This window comes from Achromobacter spanius, from assembly GCF_003994415.1.
GTDB lineage: Bacteria > Pseudomonadota > Gammaproteobacteria > Burkholderiales > Burkholderiaceae_B > Achromobacter > Achromobacter spanius_C.
Genome location: NZ_CP034689.1, coordinates 1,607,006 through 1,625,912, shown reverse-complemented (window position 1 = coordinate 1,625,912; position 18,907 = coordinate 1,607,006). Strand labels below are relative to the sequence as shown.

Genomic DNA, 18,907 nt, shown 5'->3' with positions numbered 1-18,907 from the left:
AATCGCCGATAATACTTCCAGCCAAATATGGAATACATACGGGGAGCTTTGCAAATGTCTGAACGCGAGTCGATGGAATATGACGTGGTCGTGGTTGGCGGTGGACCCGCCGGCTTGGCCACCGCAATCCGTCTAAAGCAGCTGGCCGCTGAAAAGAATCAGGAAATCGGCGTGTGCGTCCTGGAGAAAGGCGCGGAACTGGGTGCACACATCCTGTCCGGCGCCGTCATGGACCCGCTGGCGCTGACCGAACTTATCCCCGACTGGAAAGAAAAAGGCGCGCCGCTGACCGTGCCGGTCACGCAGGACAAGTTCATGTTCCTGTCCCAGACCGGTGCGCGCACCACGCCAAACTGGATGCTGCCGCCCTGTTTCCACAACGAGGGCAACTACATCGTCCGCCTGGGCGACGTCGTCAAATGGATGGGCGAGCAAGCCGAGGCGCTGGGCGTGGACATCTTCCCCGGCTTCGCCGCGGTTGAAGTGCTGTACGACGAAAACGGCGCCGTGCGTGGCGTAGCCACCGGCGACATGGGCGTGGCCCGCGACGGTACGCATACCGACCACTACCAGCCCGGCATGGAACTGCATGCCCGCTACACCGTGTTCGGCGAAGGCTCGCGCGGCCAACTGGGCCGCCAACTGATCGAACGCTTCAAGCTGGACGACGGCCGCAACCCGCAGTCCTACGGCATCGGCATCAAGGAAATGTGGGAAGTCGACCCGGCGCAATCCAAGCCCGGCCTCGTCATCCACACGGCCGGCTGGCCGCTGGATTCCGACACCTACGGCGGTTCGTTCCTGTACCACCTGGACAACAACCTGGTGGCCGTGGGCATGATCGTCGGCCTGGACTACGCCAACCCCTGGCTGTCGCCGTTCGACGAATTCCAACGCTACAAGACGCATCCCGCCATCCGCGGCACCTTCGAAGGCGGCAAGCGCATTGCCTACGGCGCACGCGCCATCACGGCGGGCGGTTTGATGTCCTTGCCCAAACTGACGTTCCCGGGCGGCGTGCTGGTCGGCTGCGAGGCCGGCTTCCTGAACGCGTCCCGCATCAAGGGCAGCCATGCCGCCATCAAGTCGGGCAAGATGGCCGCCGAAGCCGCGTTCGACGCCCTGCTGGCCGACCGCCGCCAAGACGAACTGGCCGCGTATCCGAAGGCTTTCGAAGCATCGTGGCTGCACGCGGAATTGAACAAGGCGCGCAACTTCAAGCAGTGGTTCAAGAAGGGCCGCACCATCGCCACGCTGATGACGGGCGTGGAGCAACTGCTGCTCAAGGGCAAGATGCCCTGGACCCTGCGCCACAACAAGCCCGACCACGCCTGTCTGCAACCGGCGTCCGAATGCGCGCGCATCGACTACCCGAAGCCCGATGGCAAGCTCACCTTCGACAAGCTCAGCTCGGTGTTCATTTCGAATACCAACCACGAAGAAAACGAGCCCATCCACCTGACCTTGAAGGATCCGTCGGTGCCGGTGCAGGTGAACCTGGCCAAGTACGGTGGGCCGGAATCGCGTTACTGCCCGGCCGGCGTGTACGAATTCATCAAGGACGACCACGGCGAAGACCGTTTGCAGATCAACGCGCAGAACTGCGTGCACTGCAAGACCTGCGACATTAAAGACCCTACCCAGAACATCGTCTGGGTGGCCCCGCAAGGCGGCGAAGGGCCCGTCTACAGCGGCATGTAAATCCCGGCCAGGGTTGTTCAACGCCCTGCCTCAAGGCGCCTTCCGGGGCGCCTTTTTCACGAACCAAGGCGGCATCATGACTGAACGCGTACTTCTCATCGGCTGTGGCGACCTCGGCCAGCGCGTGGCCCGGCGCTTCCTGGCGCGTGGCGACCAGGTGACCGCGCTGCGCCGCCACCCGCCCACCGACGACAGCGGCATCCAATGGCTGCAAGGCGACATTACGCGCGCGGACACCCTGCCCGCGCTGCCATCCGGCGTCACGCGGCTGATCCATCTGCCCGCCCCCGGTGGGCGCGACCCGGCCTTGTATCGCGGCGTCTTCATCGATGGCTTGCAGAACGTGCTGAACGTGTTGGATACGTCGCAGTTGAAGCGCGTGGTGTTCGTGTCATCCAGCGCCGTGTATGGCGAACACCATGGCGACTGGGTCACCGAAGATACGCCGCCCGCGCCGCAAGGCTTCAACGGCCAGATTCTGCTTGAAGCAGAAGCCGCGCTGGCCGCGCGCGGCCTGTCGTCTACCGCGCTGCGGCTGGCCGGACTGTATGGACCCGGCCGGCTGCAATTGATCGAGCGCCTGCGCAGCGGCGCGGCAGGCGCGCCGACGCAGCCTGAACATTGGGCCAACCGTATCCACATCGACGACGCGGCCGCCGCCGTGGTGCATCTGGCGCTGTTGCCCAAGGTTGAACCGGCGTATATCGGGTGCGACGACACACCGCTGCCGCTGCGCACGCTCTATGCCGAGCTCGCTGCCATGATTGGCGCGCCCGCGCCGCGTGTCGCCCCTGCCCCGGCGAATGTGGGCAGCAAGAAGCTCAATAACGGGCGGCTGCGCGCCAGCGGCTTCACACTGCAATGGCCGGATTCACGCCAGGGTTACGCGGCGCTGCTGGCGGACGCTGGCGCCCGCCAGCCAGGCACGTCGCAGGCATAGTTCGGCCTGCATCGAATCGTTGCATGCCCGGGGGGCAGATACTGGCAGCCGGATCTCCTACCGGCCACGCCATGCTTCCCGCCCATCCCCTGCTTGCCGTCACGCACGGCGACCCCTACCCCTACTACGCCGCGCTGGCGCGCGAGAAGCCCCTGTACCGCGACGACGCGCTAGGCCTTTGGGTCGCCAGCCACCCTGACACGATCACGGCCGTGATGCGCAATCCAACTGCGCGCGTCCGTCCGCCATCGGAACCTGTGCCGCGCGCCCTGTGCGCCGGCCCCGCAGGCACGCTGTTCGGCCGCTTCGTACGCATGAACGACAGCGATATGCACACACGGCTGAAGGCCTTGCTGGCGGCATACATCCAGGAACAAGGCACGCAAGCCTGTACCCCGCGATGGCCCGCGATACCGGCCTTGGACGCCGCTGCCATAGACCGCTACCTGACCGCCGCCCCCGTGCATGCTCAAGCAGCCTTCCTGGGACTGGCCCCCGCCCTGCACGCCGATAGCGCTGCGCAGATTGCCACGTTCCTGTCCGCCCTGCCCACCACCGCTGATGCGGACCAGATAGCCGCCGGACATGCCGCTGCCGACGCGCTGCAACGCCGCCTGGAATCCTTCCTGCTCGCCGCCGACGCCGGCCCGGCCTTGCGCAAGCTGCGAGATGACGGCGCCCGCGCGCAGATCCCCGCTGCCGTGCTGGCGGCGAACCTTGCCGGCCTGTTGTTTCAGTCGTGCGAAGCCGGCGCCGGGCTGCTGGGCAACGCGCTGATCCATGCCGGCAGGCGCGGCGTGTCTGCCGATGCCGTCCCCGCCGACGCCGACGCGATCGTCGACCACGTCATCCGCCACGATCCGCCCCTGCACAACACGCGGCGGTTTCTGGCGGACGCCATCTCGGTGTGCGGCCAGCGGATTGAGGCCGGCCAGACCGTGCTGCTGATATTGGCCGCGGCGGCAACGGTCCAGCCCGATGCCGGCTGGACATTCGGCGCGCAACGCCACGCCTGTCCCGGCCAAGGGCTTGCGCGCCGCCACGCTGCGGACGCGCTGTTTCATTTGCTGCAAGCCGGAGCCGACGCGGCCGCTCTGGCATCCCGTTTCCGGTATCGGCCGCTGCCCAATGCACGCGTGCCACAGTTTGCGTTTTCAAAGGAACCCACCCCATGATTGCCGTGATATTCGAAGTTGAACCCGCCAACGGCAACGCCGATCCCTATCTGGACATTGCCGCTGGCCTGATCGACGAACTCAAGACCATCGATGGCTTCCTCTCGGTCGAGCGCTTTCAAAGCCTGAGCACGCCGGGCAAGCTGCTGTCGCTGTCATTCTGGCGCGATGAAGACGCCGTCAAGCGCTGGCGTTCACTGGAGTCGCATCGCCGCGCCCAGGAAGCTGGACGCGGCGGCGTGTTTCAGAACTATCGACTGCGCGTCGCGCAGGTACTGCGCGACTACGGCATGGCTGAACGAGACCAGGCGCCCGCCGACAGCCGCCAACGACACGGTTGATGCCGCCCCGCCCCGTTCAGGCCAGGTGGCGCGCCACCGCCTGAACCACACGCTGGACGTCATCAGCCGACACGTCCAGGTGCGTGACCAGGCGCGTGGGGCCGCCGTAGACCGCGCGCATCAGAATGCCGTCTTTGCCCAGCGCGTCGGTCAGTGAATCGCAACGGGATGGCTCGAACTCAACGAACAACATGTTCGTATCCTGGCTCAGTACCTTCACGCCTGGAATAGCCCGCAAGCCTTCGGCTAGCGCCCGCGCGTTCTCGTGGTCGTCAGCCAGACGCTCAACGTGATGTTCCAGCGCATACAGGCAGGCGGCCGCCAGCACGCCGGATTGGCGCAATCCGCCGCCCAGCACCTTGCGCCAGCGATACGCGCGGGCGATCAGTTCCTTGCTGCCCACCAGCACCGATCCCACCGGCGCGCCCAAGCCTTTTGAAAAGCAGATGGACACCGAGTCGAAGGGCTGGCACATATCGACCAATGGCTTGCCACTGGCCACCGCTGCGTTGAACACGCGCGCGCCGTCCAGATGGGTCGCCAAGCCTTCCTTGCGCGCCCAATCCGTGGCGGCCTGGATGTAGCCGGCCGGAATCAGCTTGCCGTGAAAGGTGTTTTCCAAAGCCAGCAAACGGGTACGGGCAAAGTGCGGATCGCCCTGTGGCTTGACCGCCGCCGCCAGCTTTTCCAGCGGCAGCGAGCCGTCTTCGGCGTGTTCGATGGGCTGGGGCTGGATGCTGCCCAACACGGCCGCGCCACCGCCTTCGTACTTGTAGGTGTGCGCCAACTGCCCCACCAGGTATTCATCGCCGCGATCGCAATGGGCCATCAACGCGGCCAGATTGCTTTGCGTGCCCGACGGAAAGAACAGCCCCGCCGCTTTGCCGGCGCGTTCGGCTACCGCCGCCTGAAGCTGAATCACGGTGGGGTCGTCGCCCATCACGTCATCACCCAAGGGGGCGGAAACCATGGCCTGCAACATGGCGGGCGTGGGCCGTGTGACGGTGTCGCTGCGCAGATCGATCATTGGAAAATCCTTGATAGGCAAGAGAGGGGATCGGGAACGGAAGTCGGAAGCTTGGAATCAGGATGCGCGGGCGGCGGGCGCGGCCCGGCTCACCACGAAGATGCCGGCCAGGATCAGCACCATGCCGCCCAGTTCGACCAGCGTGGGGGTTTCGGACAGAATCGCCCAGGCCAGCAGCATGGCAACCACGGGCACACCTAGGCTGGACAGGCCCGCAATCGACGCGGGCACGCGGCGCACTACCTGCAACCACAGCAGCCAACCCGCCGCCGTGGCAATCAAGATGATGTAGGTCATGCCCGTCCATAGCGGCCAGTCCCATTGCGCCGTCATCTGCGGCACCAGGTACGCCACGGGCACCATGACCAGACCGCCGAACAGCATCTGCCACGCGGTGAACGTCATGACGTCGGGCGCGTGGCGTTCAAACATGCGCTTGGACAGCACCGTGCCCACGCCCCAGCACAGGCCGCTGCCCAGGCCCAGCAACACGGGGCGGATGTCGCCCAGGCCGTTCCACGGTTCAACAAAACAGACCAGCCCGATCGCCGCCAGGCCAATACCCACGCCATGCTTGGCCGACGGGCGCTCGCCCAGCAGCCACCACGCAAACAGCACCACCCAGAACGGCATGGTGTAGGCCATCAGCGAGACCTTGCCCACGCCGCCCGACACCAACGCCGTCTGCACGAAGCCCTGGAATCCCGCCGTCTGGGTCAGCCCGATCAGCAGGGTCAATTTCCATGGGGGCATGCCCAGCGGCCGGCGGGTGGCCATGGCCAGCGCGAACAGCACCAGGCTGCCCACCACATAGCGCAAGGCCACGAAGTCGAAGGGGCCGATGTAAGGCACGATCAGTTTCATCGCGATCCAGCTACCCGCCCAGACCACGATGGTGCTGAACATCAGGGCAAGTCCTGCGCGATCAAAACTGCTGCCGTTCACGTGGTTGGCTCCGTCTTGTGAAAGTAAAAAAACAAGGGCGCGAAAAAGAAAAGACGCCCGGACCGGCGATTACCGGTGCGGGCGTCTGACATTATGCTCCTGTCGCCAAGAGGTAGACCGGCCGCTTATGGCCGATCGCACTTACAGCGGCTTGGCCAATTGCTCGAGAATGGCGGGGTTTTCCAGCGTGGACACGTCCTGCGTGACTTCCTCGCCCTTGGCCACCACGCGCAACAGTCTGCGCATGATCTTGCCCGAACGCGTCTTGGGCAGGTTGTCGCCAAAGCGGATGTCCTTGGGCTTGGCGATGGGGCCAATTTCCTTAGCGACCCAGTCACGCAATTGCTTGGCGATGGCTTGCGCCTCTTCACCTTCCGGACGCGCCTGCTTAAGCACCACGAAGGCCACCACGGCTTCGCCGGTGGTGTCGTCCGGGCGGCCAACCACGGCGGCTTCCGCCACCAGTTCGTGCGCCACCAAGGCCGATTCCACTTCCATCGTGCCCAGGCGGTGGCCCGACACGTTCAGCACGTCGTCGATGCGGCCCATGATCCAGAAGTAGCCATCCGCATCGCGCTGAGCACCGTCGCCGGCCAGGTAATAACCCCGCAGTTCCGACGGGAAGTAGCTTTTCTTGAAGCGCTCCGGGTCGCCCCAGATGTTGCGGATCATCGCGGGCCACGGGCGCTTGATGACCAGGAACCCGCCATTGCCCTTTTCGACGTCGCCCCCGGTTTCATCGACGATGGCGGCGGCGATGCCCGGCAGCGGCAGCGTGCACGAACCCGGCTTGGTGGGCGTGGCGCCCGGCAAGGGGGTGATCATGTGGCCACCGGTTTCGGTCTGCCACCAGGTGTCCACGATCGGGCAGCGTTCGCGGCCGACGTGTTTGTGATACCACATCCAGGCTTCGGGGTTGATGGGTTCACCCACCGTGCCGATGATGCGCAAGCTGTCCAGATCGTAATTTTTCGGGTGCGCGTCCGGCGTCGTTTCCGACGCCTTGATCAGCGAACGGATGGCCGTGGGCGCCGTGTAGAACGTGGTGACCTTGTGGCGCGCGATCATGTCCCAGAAGCGGCCGGCGTTGGGGTACGTGGGCACGCCTTCGAATACCACCTGCGTCAACCCGGCGGCCAGCGGGCCATAGGTGATGTAGGTGTGGCCCGTAACCCAGCCCACGTCGGCCGTGCACCAATAGACGTCGTCCTTGCGGGCGTCGAAGGTCCACTTCACGGTCAGCAGCGCCCACAGCAGATAGCCTGCCGACGAATGCTGCACGCCCTTGGGCTTGCCGGTGGAACCGGACGTGTAAAGGATGAACAGCGGGTGTTCGGCGTTGACCGGCACGGGTTCGCAGGCGTCGGGCTGGCCGGCCTCGACCTCGTGCATCCAGAGGTCGCGGCCTTCGTTCCACTGCACCTTGCCGCCGGTGCGGCGGTACACGATTACTTTGCCGACGGCTTCGCAGCCGCCCATGGCGATGGCGTCTTCCACGGCGGGCTTGAGCGGAATGGTCTTGCCGCCGCGCACCTGTTCGTCGGCGGTGATGACCAGCGATGCGCCCACGTCCACGATGCGCTCTTGCAGGCTCTTGGCCGAAAAGCCGCCGAACACCACAGAGTGCGTCACGCCCAGGCGCGCGCAAGCCTGCATGGCCACCACGGCTTCGATCGACATGGGCATGTAGATGATGGCGCGGTCGCCCTTCTTGTAGCCCAGGTCCTTCAGGCCATTGGCGAAGCGGCACACGCGCGCCAGCAGTTCGCGGTAGGTCACCTTGTTGACCGTGCCATCGTCGCCTTCGAAGATGATGGCGGTCTTGTCGGCGTTGCCGTTGGTCAGGTGCACGTCCAGGCAGTTGGCCGACACGTTCAGTTCACCATCGCCGAACCAGCGGTAGAACGGCGCGTCGGACTCGTCCAGCACTTGCGTAAAGGGCTTGGTCCATTGCAGATTGTCGCGGGCCTGGCCGGCCCAGAAGCCGTCGAAATCGTTTTCCACCTGGGCGCACAACGCGTTGTAGGCGTCCATGCTGGGAATCGCCGCGCCTTGGGCCGCGCGTTCGGGCGGCGGGAAAACACGGGTTTCTACCAAGACGGACTCAATTGCATTCGACATGATCTTGTCTCCAAACGGTGATTTTGTTGTTGATGCCGCTGTTTTGCCTTGGCCGCCGAACCGCAAGCTTCGTGAAGGATTACGACGCGGGGACATTTCTTATCTACCCACCACCGTATCGCCACGCTCTTACGGGCACCTTACGCAAAAACCGGGCCGGAGCCCGAGCAATCAACGAAAGGCATCGCGCATCACGCGTGATGCCTTTAAGGCAGTGCATAAGGATAGCAGCCCGATCAACACCACGGCAGGCTGCCGCAGGTGTTGATTCAGACGGCGGGACGCCGCGCCAGGCCGCGCTTCATATCCACGCGCGACAACAGGATGAGCCCGCCCACGAAGAACACGCCGGTCACCAGGATGGCCAGGCGATGGTTGCCATCGGTAGCCCAGGTGACGATGCCGTAGGTCAACGGCCCGATCACCGCGGCCAACTGCACGGCAAAGGTCCACAGCGAATAGAACTCGGCCAGGCGGCCGGCAGGCGCCAGCGCCCCGGTCATGGCGCGGCCAGCGCTTTGGGTGGTGCCCATGCATAGCCCCGCCAACGTGGCGGCCACCCAGAACACCGGCGCCGTCACGGCCGAATACGCCACCAGCACCATCACGATCCAGCCGCACAAAGTGATGGCCAATGCCGGTTTGTGGCCGATGCGGTCCTGCACATAGCCGAACGAGAACGCACCCACGGCGGCGCCGATATTCACGGTGAACACCAGCAGCATGATCTGCGGCGTGGTGAACCCCATGACTTCGGAGGCGTAAACAGCGGCCAGCGTAATGACGACCGATATACCCGCCTGATAGCAGGCGATGCACATCAGCAAGCGGCGGAACTCGGGAAAGTGCTGGCCCGTTTCGCGCCAGGCATAGGCCAGGCGCTTCAGCATGTGCAGCGCCTGCGGCTTGACCGCCTGCGGCCGCGCGCGCTCTTTCAGCAAAAAGAACGACGGCAGCGCCGCCAACGCGAACACCGTGCAGGTGACGACGATGACCCAGGGCACGAAATGTTCCGCCGTCATGCCACGGCCTTCGGCCGATGTCACCACCACCAGCGACAAGCCCAGCGTCAGCATGCCGCCGCAATAACCGAAGCTCCAGCCCCAGCCCGATACGCGGCCCAGCGCTGCCGGGCGGGCAAGCTCGGGCAGGAATGCCGCCACCACGGATTCCCCCACGCAGTAGCAATAGTTGGACACCACAATGGCGGCCAGCGCCAGCCACACGTCGCCGGGGCCGGCCTGCGTCAGCACCAAGGTGGCGGCCACGCAGCCGATGGTGCTGGAATACAGCAGGCGGCGCTTGCTGCCGCTGGCGTCGGCGCGCGCGCCCAGCGTGGGCATCGTCAGCATGATGAGCAGGTAGGACAGCGACAGCGCCGCCGTCCAGGCCAGCGTGGCCCACGGGGCGCGCCCGCCGACCACGCCAACAAAATAGGTGCTGAACACCGCCGTGAGAATGACGGTGGTGTAGCCGGAATTCGCGAAGTCGTACATGGCCCAGGCCCAGACTTCGCGTTTGGCCACGCCGGGGTTCAAGGGGCTCGCGCCCCCTGCCCCGACTTCAGGCATGGAACCGCCCGCGGGCGGTTCCGGCAATTGCGTCTGGCTCACAGGCCCAGCGCGGCAATGCCCGCTTGCGCGATCAGCACGTCTTCGGTGGACTTCACGCCCGACACGCCGACGGCGCCCACCACATGGCCGTTGACGGTGACCGGCACGCCGCCTTCCAGCATGCCTTCGATCAGCGGCGCCGACAGGAACGACACGCGGCCATTGTTGATCATCTCTTCGTAGATGCGCGATTCGCGGCGGCCCAGCGCGGCGGTCTTGGCCTTGGCGGGCGCGATGTGCGCCGAGATGGGGGCCGCGTCATCCAGACGCAGCATGCCAAGCAGGTGGCCGCCGTCATCGACCACCGAGATGGTCACGGCCCACTTGTTCTGCACGGCGTGTGCTTCGGCCGCGGCGAGGATCTTCTTGACGTCTTCGGCGCTCAGCACGGGTTTGGTATTCATTGCAACGACTCCTTGATCTGTTCCAGGGCGGATGGGTCTTCAATGGTCGTCAGGTCTCCGGGATCGCGGCCTTCGCATACTGCGACGATCGCACGGCGCAACACCTTGCCCGAACGGGTCTTGGGCAATGCGCCCACAAACCGGATCCTGGCGGGTCTTGCCACCGCTCCCAGCTGATCTTCCACCAGCCGCATGATATCGCCTTCCAGCTGCTTTGCCCCGTCGGGCGTCTCGGCTCCGGCGGGATTCTTCAACACGGCGAACGCCATGGCCACCTGGCCCTTCAAGGCATCCGCCACGCCCACCACCGCGCATTCGGCAATTCCGCTGTGGCTGTTGACGGATTCCTCGATCTCTCGCGTGCCAAGCCGGTGGCCCGCCACGTTGATCACATCATCGGTACGGCCCAGGATGAACCAGTAACCATCCGCATCCACCCGCCCCCAGTCGAACGTGGAATACACCTGCCGTCCGGGAATCGACGTGAAATACGTCTGTACGAAACGCGCATCGTCGCCCCAGATCGTGGACATGGCGCCCGGGGGCAGCGGCGGCACAATCGCGACCACGCCCTTTTCGTCGGCCCCCAGATCTTCGCCCGTGGCCTCGCTGACGATGCGCGCGTCAAAGCCGTAGACAGGAAATGAAGGACTGCCGAATCGGGTCGGCACGTTCTCAACCCCCGGCTGCGCGGACAGGATCGGCCAGCCGGATTCGGTCTGCCAGTAGTTGTCGATGATGGGCTTGCCCAGCCCCTCTGAAATCCAGGTGGCGGTCGGCTCGTCCAAGGGTTCACCGGCCAGATATACCGCGCGCAGGCTGGACAGGTCATGGCGCTTGAGCAGCGCGGGGTCCTGCCGCTTGAGCACTCGCACGGCGGTGGGCGCGGAGAACAGGGTATTCACACCAAACTGCTCCACCAGCTTCCACAGAATGGCGCCATCGGGACGCACCGGCGTGCCTTCATACAGCACCGTGGCCTGCCCACCGATCAAGGGACCGTAAACAATATAGGAATGGCCGACCACCCAGCCGATGTCGCTGGTGCAAAAGAACGTGTCGCCCGCGCGGCCGTTGAACAGGTATTCCATGGACGACGCCAGCGCGACCGCATAGCCGCCCGTGTCGCGCTGCACGCCCTTGGGCTTGCCAGTGGTGCCGGACGTGTAAAGGATGTAGCTGGGCTCGGACGATTCCAGCCATTGCACCGGCACCCGGGCGCCGTGGTGGCGCGCGCGCAAGGTGGCGTAATCCAGATCGCGTCCGGCCACGGGTTCGAACGGCGCCAGGCCGCGATCAAACACCACCACCGAGGCGGGCGGCGACTTCGCCAAGCTCAAGGCCTTGTCCAACAACGGCTTGTACGGCACCACCTTGCCGCCGCGCGACCCGCCGTCGGTGCACACCACAACCTTGGGCGCGGCGTCGTCGATGCGCTGGGCCAGGTTGACGGACGCAAATCCGCCAAACACCACCGAATGCACTGCGCCGATCCGGGCGCAGGCCAGCATCGTGAACACGGCTTCCGGCACCATCGGCATGTACAGCAGCACGCGGTCACCGCGCCCCACCCCCAGTTCCTTAAGCATGGCGGCAGCCGCGTTGACTTCTTCGTATACGTCTTGCCGGGTGTAGACGCGTTCTTGTTCCACCTCGGTGGACACCCAGATCAGCGCGGGTTGATCGCCCTGGGTCGGCAACCAGCGGTCGACCGCGTTGTAGCAAAGATTGGTCGTTCCGCCCACGAACCACTTGGCGAATGGCGGCCGAGAGAAATCCAGGACAGACTGAAAAGGCGTATCCCAATGGATGCGTCCCGCCTCCTCACGCCAGAAGGCATCCCGGTCATGCAATGATCTGTAATGGAAATCCCGAGTTTTTTGCATTTGTGTCTCCTGGTATTGTTCGTACGCCTTAAGGCGGATTGATTTCTTGCGAATCTTTCAGTCATTTTGGTAGGCAAACCTTGCACGAGGCTTGCCACAAGTCAAAAATATTCTTCCAAATTTCCACGCGGCACGGAACGTTACTGATCTGGCACTGATTAGTAATAAAAGTTTGGTAGAATGCCCGCGAAGTTGTAGATAATTGTTGATTCTGCTGACATTTCGGCCCAATCCACGGCTAATTCCGTGGTTTTTGCTGTGAAAAAGCAGGTCATCCCAGGCGAATGCATCGACACTCCATACTCGCGCGATTCTATTCATCCACTGGCCAGGCAAAGCGCGGTCTGCATACGCTCGCGCTGATGGCATGTGTAGCGAGTCTGGCAGGTTGTGCAGGCACCGGGCAAAAGTCAACCGCCCATACGTCCGAGATTGATCCGTACGAAATGGAATGGGTCGCCACCGCCGATGACCCCATCGGCATGCTGGTGACGCAAAAATTCAAGCGCGATCGCCAAGGCCGCAGTGCCGGCAACGCCGGGGCCAATAGCGGCGACAACGCCATGGTCAGCGAAGCCCTGAACTACCTGGGCATCCGCTACCGCTTCGGCGGCAGCTCTCCTGAAACCGGTTTTGATTGCAGCGGCTTGGTCTCGTACTCCGCTGAACGCTCCCTGGGTTTGAAGCTGCCGCGCAACGCCGCCGAAATGGCCCGGCAAGGCGTCTCGGTCGCCAAGAACGAATTGAAAGCCGGCGACTTGGTCTTCTTCAACACCATGGGCCGCCGCTATTCGCACGTGGGCATTTACCTGGGCGACGACCGCTTCGTACACTCGCCCAGCGCCGGTGGCGTCGTGCGCGTGGAAAGCATGACCATGGCCTACTGGTCCAAGCGCTACAACGGCGCTCGCCGCCTTGACAACACGCTGATGGCATCGGCCCGCGCCGCCAACTGATCACGCTGCTTTCGGCATGCTCGCACAAGCGGCTGCCGGAACGCCATCCCCCAAAAGCAAAACGCCGTCAGACTTTGGTCTGACGGCGTTTTTGATTGCTCTTCGCGGCCCCAAGGCCACAGGCCGTTTCGGCCTCCCCAGTTCTTATGGTCCAGCGACAAGCTACGGATTCAGTGCACGGTGCCCGCGCGTGAGCACAGACCGCATTGCTGCAGGGCTTGCTGCATGCTGCATACCGAACGGCGACAAGCCACGACCCGGATGCCGCCACGCTGCGCGGCGTTGCGGAAGGTCTTCATGACGTTGTGGCCCAGGAAGTCGGTCAGCAAAATGACCAGTTGCGTGCCCGAAGGCAATTGCAGCGTTTTCTTCTGATGCGAGGGATCACGGCCGCTGATGTGATGCGTGATCGAAATGTTGTGTCCTTTGAGCAGATCCGGAATATTACCCAGTCGATCTGCCCCAACCACTACTGCACTGAGTCCTGCCGTCATGATGAACCTCACTGGTCGTTGAGCCTGGATGTAATGATAATGATTCCTATTTTTTAGTCAACTTAAATGAGATCGGTTCTTATTTAATTATTTATATGAGCTTGTCCCAGGGGATAGTGAGATTTGCTATCGGCCAGGGAACTCGCGGCTGTACGGCTGGTCGCGCCATGTCGGCCCCGCCCGCCGGCGCAAAAAAAACGCGGCGTCCGAAGACGCCGCGCTGATTGGATCGCAACCGGGTATCAAGCCTATTTCGGCACGCCTTGCACGGCAGCGGACACGACCGCTCGCGTTAGCGAGGGCGCCAACATTTCCAAGAACGTGTAGACGTAGTCGCGCAGGAACACGCCCGATTTCACGCCCACGCGCGTCGTGTGCGTGCCGAACAGATGCCCCACCGGCAGGCCGACCAGGTTCGAGTCGCGACGCGGGTCATAGGCCACGCCGGCGATGATGCCGATACCCAGCCCTACATCCACGTAGGTCTTGATCACGTCGGCATCAATGGCTTCCAGCACGATGTCGGGGTGGATGCCCTGGTTGGCGAATACCTCGTCGATGGTGCTGCGGCCCGTGAACGCGCGGTCATAGGTCACGATGGGGTGTTCCGCCAGTTGCGCCAGCGACAGGCGCTTGGCGGCGCTGGACGTCAATTCCGCCAGCGGATGGTCCGGGCGCACCACCACGGTGTGCTCCCAGGCATAGACGGGCAAGGTGGCCAGGCCCGGCGTCAGCGCCAGCGACTCGGTGGCCAGCGCCAGATCGGCCTGCTCATGCAAGACCATTTCCGCCAGTTGCGCCGGGCTGCCTTCAGCCAGCGACAAATGTACTTTGGGAAATTGCTTGCGGAACGCGGGGATCACGCGGGGCAAGAGGTAGCGTGCTTGAGTGTGGGTGCAGGCGATGACCAGGCCGCCCTCGTCGCGCCGGGCGAATTCATCGCTGACTTTTTTCAGGTTGTCGACTTCGCGCATGATGCGGTCGATCACTTGCGATACCGCCAAGCCGGGCTTGGTCAGGCCCTTGATGCGCTTGCCATGGCGTTCGAAGATCTTGATGCCCAGCTCGTCTTCGAATTCGATGATGGCCTTGGAAACTCCAGGCTGCGAGGTATAGAGCATCCGGGCGGCTTCGGTCAGGTTGAAGTCGCGCCGGATGGTTTCACGCACAAAACGAAATTGCTGGAGGTTCATTGAATTGGCCCCTGATAGATCGGCCAATTATAAGTAATAAGGACGCCTCACTATATGACTTATTTGTATAAGCTTAGGAGCAAGGCGTCCCTCCTTTCAGCGCATCGAGATCGTGGTGTTCACCGTCTTGGCGTGAGCCGACCAACGGGCGGTAACCGTCTTGGTCTGCGTCCAGAACTGCACGGCCTGCTTGCCGTTGGGGCCCAGGTCGCCCAGCTTGGAGCCGCGCGAACCCGTGAAGCTGAACCAAGCCACCGGCACGGGAATCGGCACGTTGATGCCGACCTGGCCCACATCGATGTTGTTCTGGAAATAGCGCGCCGCGCCGCCATCCTGCGTGAACAGCGCAACGCCGTTGCCGTTGGGATTGCGGTTGATGAAGGCCACCGCGTCTTCCAGCGTTTCCACACCGACGCAGCACAGGACCGGTCCGAAAATTTCTTCGGTATAGATGGTCATGTCTTCATTGACGCCGTCAAAAATCGTCGGGCCCACGAAGTTGCCTTGCTCAAAGCCCGACACCTTCAGGTTACGGCCGTCCAGCAGCAGCTTGGCGCCTTCGTCCACGCCCTTCTGGATCAGGCTTTCCACGCGCTTCTTGGCATTGGGCGACACCAGCGGCCCCAGATCGGCTTCGCGGTCGGTGCCGGAATTGACTTTGAGCTTCTTCGAGCGTTCGACGAAATCGGGCAGCCAGTTGCGGGCATCGCCCACCAGCACGGCCACCGACGAAGCCATGCAGCGCTGGCCGGCGGCGCCGAAAGCCGCGCCCACCAGTTGGTTCAACGCCACTTCGGGATCCGCGTCCGGCAGGATCACGCAATGGTTCTTGGCGCCCATCATCGACTGGCAACGCTTGCCCGCGGCCGATGCACGGTTGTAGATCTCGGTGCCCACGCGGGTCGAACCAATGAACGACACCGCCTTGATGTCGGGGTGTTCGCACAGGCCGTTGGCCGTGTCGGGGCCGCCATGCACCACGTTCAGCACGCCCGGGGGCAGGCCGGCTTCCAGCGCCAATTCGGCCAGGAACAGCGACGCGGTCGGATCCTGTTCAGACGGCTTGAGCACGAAGCTGTTGCCGCAAGCCACGGCAATCGGGAACATGAAGCAAGGCAGCATCACCGGGAAGTTGAACGCGGTGATACCCGCGCAAACACCCAGCGGCTGGATCAGGGTGTAGACGTCGATGCCGGACGCGGCGTTTTCGGCGTACTCACCCAGTTGCAGGTTGGCGATCGAGCAGGCGTGTTCAACCACTTCCAGGCCGCGCCCGATTTCGCCTTCGGCGTCGGGCAGCGTCTTGCCATGTTCACGCGTAATCATCTCGGCCAGCTTGCCGGTGTTGGCGCGCAGCAGTTCCTGGAACTTCAGCATGACGCGCATCCGCGTGCCCTGCCCGCTGTTGCGCCAGGTCTTGAAGGCTTCCTTGGCGTTGGAGACGGCCAGGTCCAGCTCTTCGCGCGTGGCGAACGGCACCTTGGCAACGACCTCCTGGGTGGCGGGGTTGATCACGTCGCGCCATTCGGTGGATTTGGACTGCACGAGCTTGCCGCCGATCAATAGCGGAACGCGGGGGACTTCACTCATTTGATGCTCCTCACACTGCGTAGACGATGCGGATGGAATCCGCGTTCTTGGATCTTGCGGTGCGCCGGCCAGACAGGGGCCCAAGCCGGCGCGCCGGGCTTATTTCTTCACCAGCGGGCAACTTGAGTCGGCCAGGGGCTGGAAGGCTTCGGCCGCCGGAATGGTGGCGATCAGCTTGGAATAGTCCCAGCCGCCCTTGGATTCCGCGGGCTTCTTCACTTCATACAGGTACATGTCGTGGATCACGCGGCCATCGGGGCGGATCGATGCATTGCGCATGATCGGGTCCTTGATGGGCATTTCACGCATTTTGTCGGCCACCACCTTGCCATCGGTGCTGCCGGCGGCAGCCGTCGCGCGCAGATAATGCAGCACGCTGGAATACACGCCCGCCTGCGTCATCGTGGGCTTCAGGCCACGGAAGGCCTTTTCGAAACGCGCGGCCCATTGGCGCGATGCATCGTCGTAGTCCCAGTAAAAACCGTCCACATACGACAGGCCTTGCGCGTTTTCCAGGCCCAAGGCACGCAGGTCCGACAGGAAGATCAACAAGGACACCAGGCGCTGCCCGCCTTCAACAATGCCGAATTCACGCGCCTGCTTGACCGCGTTGACGGTGTCCTGGCCACCGTTGGCCAGCGCCACGACCTGCGCCTTCGAACTTTGCGCCTGCAACAGGTACGACGCAAAATCCGGCGCGTTCAAGGGATGCCGAACGTTGCCGGCAACCGTACCGCCCAGCGCCTTCACCGCCTTGGCCGTGTCCGCTTCCAGCGAATGCCCAAACGCATAGTCCACGGTGATGAAGTACCAGGACTTCCCGCCTGCCCGCACGGTGGCCTTGGCGCCGCCCGCGGACTGCGAATACGTGTCGAACATCCAATGGAAGCCAACGGGCGAGCATTCCTTGTTGGTCAGCGCCGTGGTGGCCGGACCCGAGAACATCACCACTTTGTTCTTCTCGCGCGCAATGCCCTGCACCGCCAGCGCCACGGCCGAATTGGTCAGGTCGGCAATGGCCGTCACGCCATCGCGGTCAAACCATTCACGCGCTTTCGCCGCACCCACGTCCGCCTTGTTCTGGTTGTCGGCGGACACCAGTTCGATCTTCATGCCCTTGCATTCCGCGGCCAGGCAGTCGTCGATGGCCAATTGCGCCGCCGCCACCGAACCCGGCCCGCCCATCCCGGCATAGGTGCCGGACATATCCGTCAGAATGCCGATCTTCACTGGCGGCTTGTCGGCCGCCTGCGCCTGGCTTACCAATAAAGCGCCCAGACACAAGCCTGCGGCCAGCCCGCGTGCGTGCAATTTCATGGATTTGTCTCCTGAGTGTTATGCGCTGAGTCGTAGCGATATGCCGTCTTTGCGGCCTGCGGCTCCCGGGGGCATTCCCCGAGGCCAGCCGACCCAGTGTAGATGTGTGAAAATCAACAAGCAACACCAGAAATGCACATTCCTTGTGCATTCATGCACAATAAGAAAATTGCCTCGCGCCCCTGTTGGCGCAGGGCCTGCGGAGAGCGAAATCGTGTTGGATTGGGATAGCCTGCGGTACTTCCTGGAAGTCGCCCGAACGCAGCGGGTCAGCGCCGCCGCGCGCAAGCTGGGGGTGGAACACACCACGGTGTCGCGCCGCATTCGCGCGCTGGAAGCCGAGCTGGACACCCTGCTGTTCGAGAAATCCCGCAGCGCGGGATTCATGCTGACGGACGACGGCCAGCGCCTGTTCGTGCATGCCGAGCAGATGGAAAGCACCGTGCATACCGCCCGCGAAAACCTGTCAGGCATCGGCCAGGCCTTGTCGGGGCACGTGCGCATCGGCGCCACCGAGGGGTTCGGCAGCTATGTGCTGACGCCGCTGGCCGCCGACTTCCAGCGCCGCTATCCGCACATCACCCTGGACATCCTGCCCGTGCCGCGCTTTGTCAGCCTGTCAAAGCGCGAGGCCGACCTGGCCATCACCATCGAACGCCCGCAGCGCGGCCCCTATGTGTGCAGCAAGCTGTGCGATTACACCTTGCGTCTGTACGGGACGCCGGGGTATCTGGCGCGCCACCCGCCGATTGCCACGCGCGCGGATCTGGCCCAGCACACCTTCATCGGCTATGTGGACGAACTGCTGTTCAGCGAACGCCTGCGCTACCTGGAAGACCTGCTGCCGGCCAGCAATGTGGTCTTGCGCAGCACCAGCGTGGTGGCGCAATACCATGCGGCGCTGCAAGGGCAATCGTTGGCGATCCTGCCCTGCTTCATTGCCGCGCAGGATCCACGCTTGAAGCCCGTGCTGGAAAAGGAAGTGGAGATCACCCGTTCTTTCTGGATGTACTGCCACGAAGACCTGCGCAAGCTCAAGCGCGTGACGGCCCTGTGGGAATTCATCCGCAAGTCGGTGCTGAAGAACGCCGACCTGCTGGCGGGCAAGCGCGGCACGATGAAGTACCTGCCGTGATGAAGTACCCGCCTGGGTGAAGTACCCGCCATAAAGCAAAGGGACCGGAAACCGGCCCCTTGCATCTTG

General features: G+C 63.6%; 16 protein-coding genes. 6 read left to right on the top strand and 10 right to left on the bottom strand.

Annotation, left to right across the window (positions count from 1 at the left end):
- Positions 1-54 precede the first annotated feature (54 nt).
- The 4 genes from ELS24_RS07335 to ELS24_RS07320 all read left to right on the top strand — a co-directional run bounded on the left by ELS24_RS07335 (position 55) and on the right by ELS24_RS07320 (position 4,157).
- The gene (locus ELS24_RS07335) at positions 55-1,701 is read left to right on the top strand and encodes an electron transfer flavoprotein-ubiquinone oxidoreductase (protein ID WP_050447664.1); all 1,647 of its coding nucleotides are present in this window, start codon (positions 55-57) and stop codon (positions 1,699-1,701) included.
- Positions 1,702-1,777: 76 nt separating this feature from the next.
- Positions 1,778-2,641: an NAD-dependent epimerase/dehydratase family protein gene (locus ELS24_RS07330; protein ID WP_127183758.1), complete on the top strand. Its 864-nt coding sequence runs from the start codon at positions 1,778-1,780 to the stop codon at positions 2,639-2,641.
- Between the two features lie 71 nt (positions 2,642-2,712).
- Positions 2,713-3,816 carry a cytochrome gene (locus ELS24_RS07325; protein ID WP_050447663.1) on the top strand — a complete coding sequence of 368 codons (1,104 nt, stop codon included), beginning with the start codon at positions 2,713-2,715 and terminating at the stop codon, positions 3,814-3,816.
- Entirely contained in the window at positions 3,813-4,157 is a 345-nt protein-coding gene (locus ELS24_RS07320) for an antibiotic biosynthesis monooxygenase family protein (protein ID WP_127183757.1), read from the top strand. The genes ELS24_RS07325 and ELS24_RS07320 overlap by 4 nt, the downstream gene beginning before the upstream one ends.
- A gap of 16 nt (positions 4,158-4,173) precedes the next feature.
- Here ELS24_RS07320 and ltaE read toward each other — a convergent pair whose 3' ends face one another.
- The 6 genes from ltaE to ELS24_RS07290 all read right to left on the bottom strand — a co-directional run bounded on the left by ltaE (position 4,174) and on the right by ELS24_RS07290 (position 12,153).
- Entirely contained in the window at positions 4,174-5,184 is a 1,011-nt protein-coding gene (gene ltaE, locus ELS24_RS07315; protein ID WP_050447661.1) for a low-specificity L-threonine aldolase, read from the bottom strand.
- 57 nt (positions 5,185-5,241) lie between these two features.
- Positions 5,242-6,129: a DMT family transporter gene (locus ELS24_RS07310; protein ID WP_127183756.1), complete on the bottom strand. Its 888-nt coding sequence runs from the start codon at positions 6,127-6,129 to the stop codon at positions 5,242-5,244.
- 141 nt (positions 6,130-6,270) lie between these two features.
- Positions 6,271-8,250: an acetate--CoA ligase gene (gene acs / locus ELS24_RS07305; RefSeq protein WP_127183755.1), complete on the bottom strand. Its 1,980-nt coding sequence runs from the start codon at positions 8,248-8,250 to the stop codon at positions 6,271-6,273.
- 269 nt (positions 8,251-8,519) lie between these two features.
- Positions 8,520-9,821 (bottom strand): MFS transporter, encoded by a 1,302-nt coding sequence (locus ELS24_RS07300; protein WP_230693688.1) that lies wholly within the window; start codon positions 9,819-9,821, stop codon positions 8,520-8,522.
- A gap of 38 nt (positions 9,822-9,859) precedes the next feature.
- Complete coding sequence (locus ELS24_RS07295) at positions 9,860-10,267, bottom strand: heme-binding protein (RefSeq protein WP_006218075.1); 408 nt, start codon at positions 10,265-10,267, stop codon at positions 9,860-9,862.
- Positions 10,264-12,153 (bottom strand): propionate--CoA ligase, encoded by a 1,890-nt coding sequence (locus tag ELS24_RS07290; protein ID WP_050447658.1) that lies wholly within the window; start codon positions 12,151-12,153, stop codon positions 10,264-10,266. The genes ELS24_RS07295 and ELS24_RS07290 overlap by 4 nt, the downstream gene beginning before the upstream one ends.
- 284 nt (positions 12,154-12,437) lie before the next feature.
- Between ELS24_RS07290 and ELS24_RS07285 the strand changes: the two genes are divergently transcribed.
- Positions 12,438-13,109 (top strand): C40 family peptidase, encoded by a 672-nt coding sequence (locus ELS24_RS07285; protein WP_050447657.1) that lies wholly within the window; start codon positions 12,438-12,440, stop codon positions 13,107-13,109.
- 170 nt (positions 13,110-13,279) lie between these two features.
- On the opposite strand, the gene ELS24_RS07280 is transcribed toward ELS24_RS07285, so the two are convergent.
- From ELS24_RS07280 to ELS24_RS07265, 4 genes are all read right to left on the bottom strand, one after another.
- Complete coding sequence (locus tag ELS24_RS07280; RefSeq protein ID WP_039883953.1) at positions 13,280-13,603, bottom strand: DUF2325 domain-containing protein; 324 nt, start codon at positions 13,601-13,603, stop codon at positions 13,280-13,282.
- A 248-nt stretch (positions 13,604-13,851) separates the two neighbouring features.
- Positions 13,852-14,796 (bottom strand): CysB family HTH-type transcriptional regulator, encoded by a 945-nt coding sequence (locus tag ELS24_RS07275; RefSeq protein ID WP_050447656.1) that lies wholly within the window; start codon positions 14,794-14,796, stop codon positions 13,852-13,854.
- 96 nt (positions 14,797-14,892) lie between these two features.
- Positions 14,893-16,386, bottom strand: coding sequence for a CoA-acylating methylmalonate-semialdehyde dehydrogenase (locus ELS24_RS07270; RefSeq protein ID WP_050447655.1), 1,494 nt, complete (start codon positions 16,384-16,386; stop codon positions 14,893-14,895).
- A 99-nt stretch (positions 16,387-16,485) separates the two neighbouring features.
- A complete protein-coding gene (locus ELS24_RS07265) occupies positions 16,486-17,703 on the bottom strand; it encodes an ABC transporter substrate-binding protein (RefSeq protein WP_050447654.1) in 1,218 nt (405 codons plus the stop codon).
- A gap of 214 nt (positions 17,704-17,917) precedes the next feature.
- On the opposite strand from ELS24_RS07265, the gene ELS24_RS07260 reads away from it, so the two are divergent.
- A complete protein-coding gene (locus ELS24_RS07260) occupies positions 17,918-18,838 on the top strand; it encodes a LysR family transcriptional regulator (RefSeq protein ID WP_050447653.1) in 921 nt (306 codons plus the stop codon).
- Positions 18,839-18,907: the final 69 nt, after the last annotated feature.

Coding starts and splice junctions, on each gene's coding strand:
- ELS24_RS07335 (WP_050447664.1), top strand. CDS start 55: ATGTCTGAACGCGAGTCGATGGAATATGACGTGGTCGTGGTTGGCGGT.
- ELS24_RS07300 (WP_230693688.1), bottom strand. CDS start 9,821: ATGCCTGAAGTCGGGGCAGGGGGCGCGAGCCCCTTGAACCCCGGCGTG.
- ELS24_RS07325 (WP_050447663.1), top strand. CDS start 2,713: ATGCTTCCCGCCCATCCCCTGCTTGCCGTCACGCACGGCGACCCCTAC.
- ELS24_RS07270 (WP_050447655.1), bottom strand. CDS start 16,386: ATGAGTGAAGTCCCCCGCGTTCCGCTATTGATCGGCGGCAAGCTCGTG.
- ELS24_RS07320 (WP_127183757.1), top strand. CDS start 3,813: ATGATTGCCGTGATATTCGAAGTTGAACCCGCCAACGGCAACGCCGAT.
- ltaE (WP_050447661.1), bottom strand. CDS start 5,184: ATGATCGATCTGCGCAGCGACACCGTCACACGGCCCACGCCCGCCATG.
- ELS24_RS07275 (WP_050447656.1), bottom strand. CDS start 14,796: ATGAACCTCCAGCAATTTCGTTTTGTGCGTGAAACCATCCGGCGCGAC.
- ELS24_RS07285 (WP_050447657.1), top strand. CDS start 12,438: ATGCATCGACACTCCATACTCGCGCGATTCTATTCATCCACTGGCCAG.
- ELS24_RS07280 (WP_039883953.1), bottom strand. CDS start 13,603: ATGACGGCAGGACTCAGTGCAGTAGTGGTTGGGGCAGATCGACTGGGT.
- ELS24_RS07290 (WP_050447658.1), bottom strand. CDS start 12,153: ATGCAAAAAACTCGGGATTTCCATTACAGATCATTGCATGACCGGGAT.
- ELS24_RS07330 (WP_127183758.1), top strand. CDS start 1,778: ATGACTGAACGCGTACTTCTCATCGGCTGTGGCGACCTCGGCCAGCGC.
- ELS24_RS07265 (WP_050447654.1), bottom strand. CDS start 17,703: ATGAAATTGCACGCACGCGGGCTGGCCGCAGGCTTGTGTCTGGGCGCT.
- acs (WP_127183755.1), bottom strand. CDS start 8,250: ATGTCGAATGCAATTGAGTCCGTCTTGGTAGAAACCCGTGTTTTCCCG.
- ELS24_RS07295 (WP_006218075.1), bottom strand. CDS start 10,267: ATGAATACCAAACCCGTGCTGAGCGCCGAAGACGTCAAGAAGATCCTC.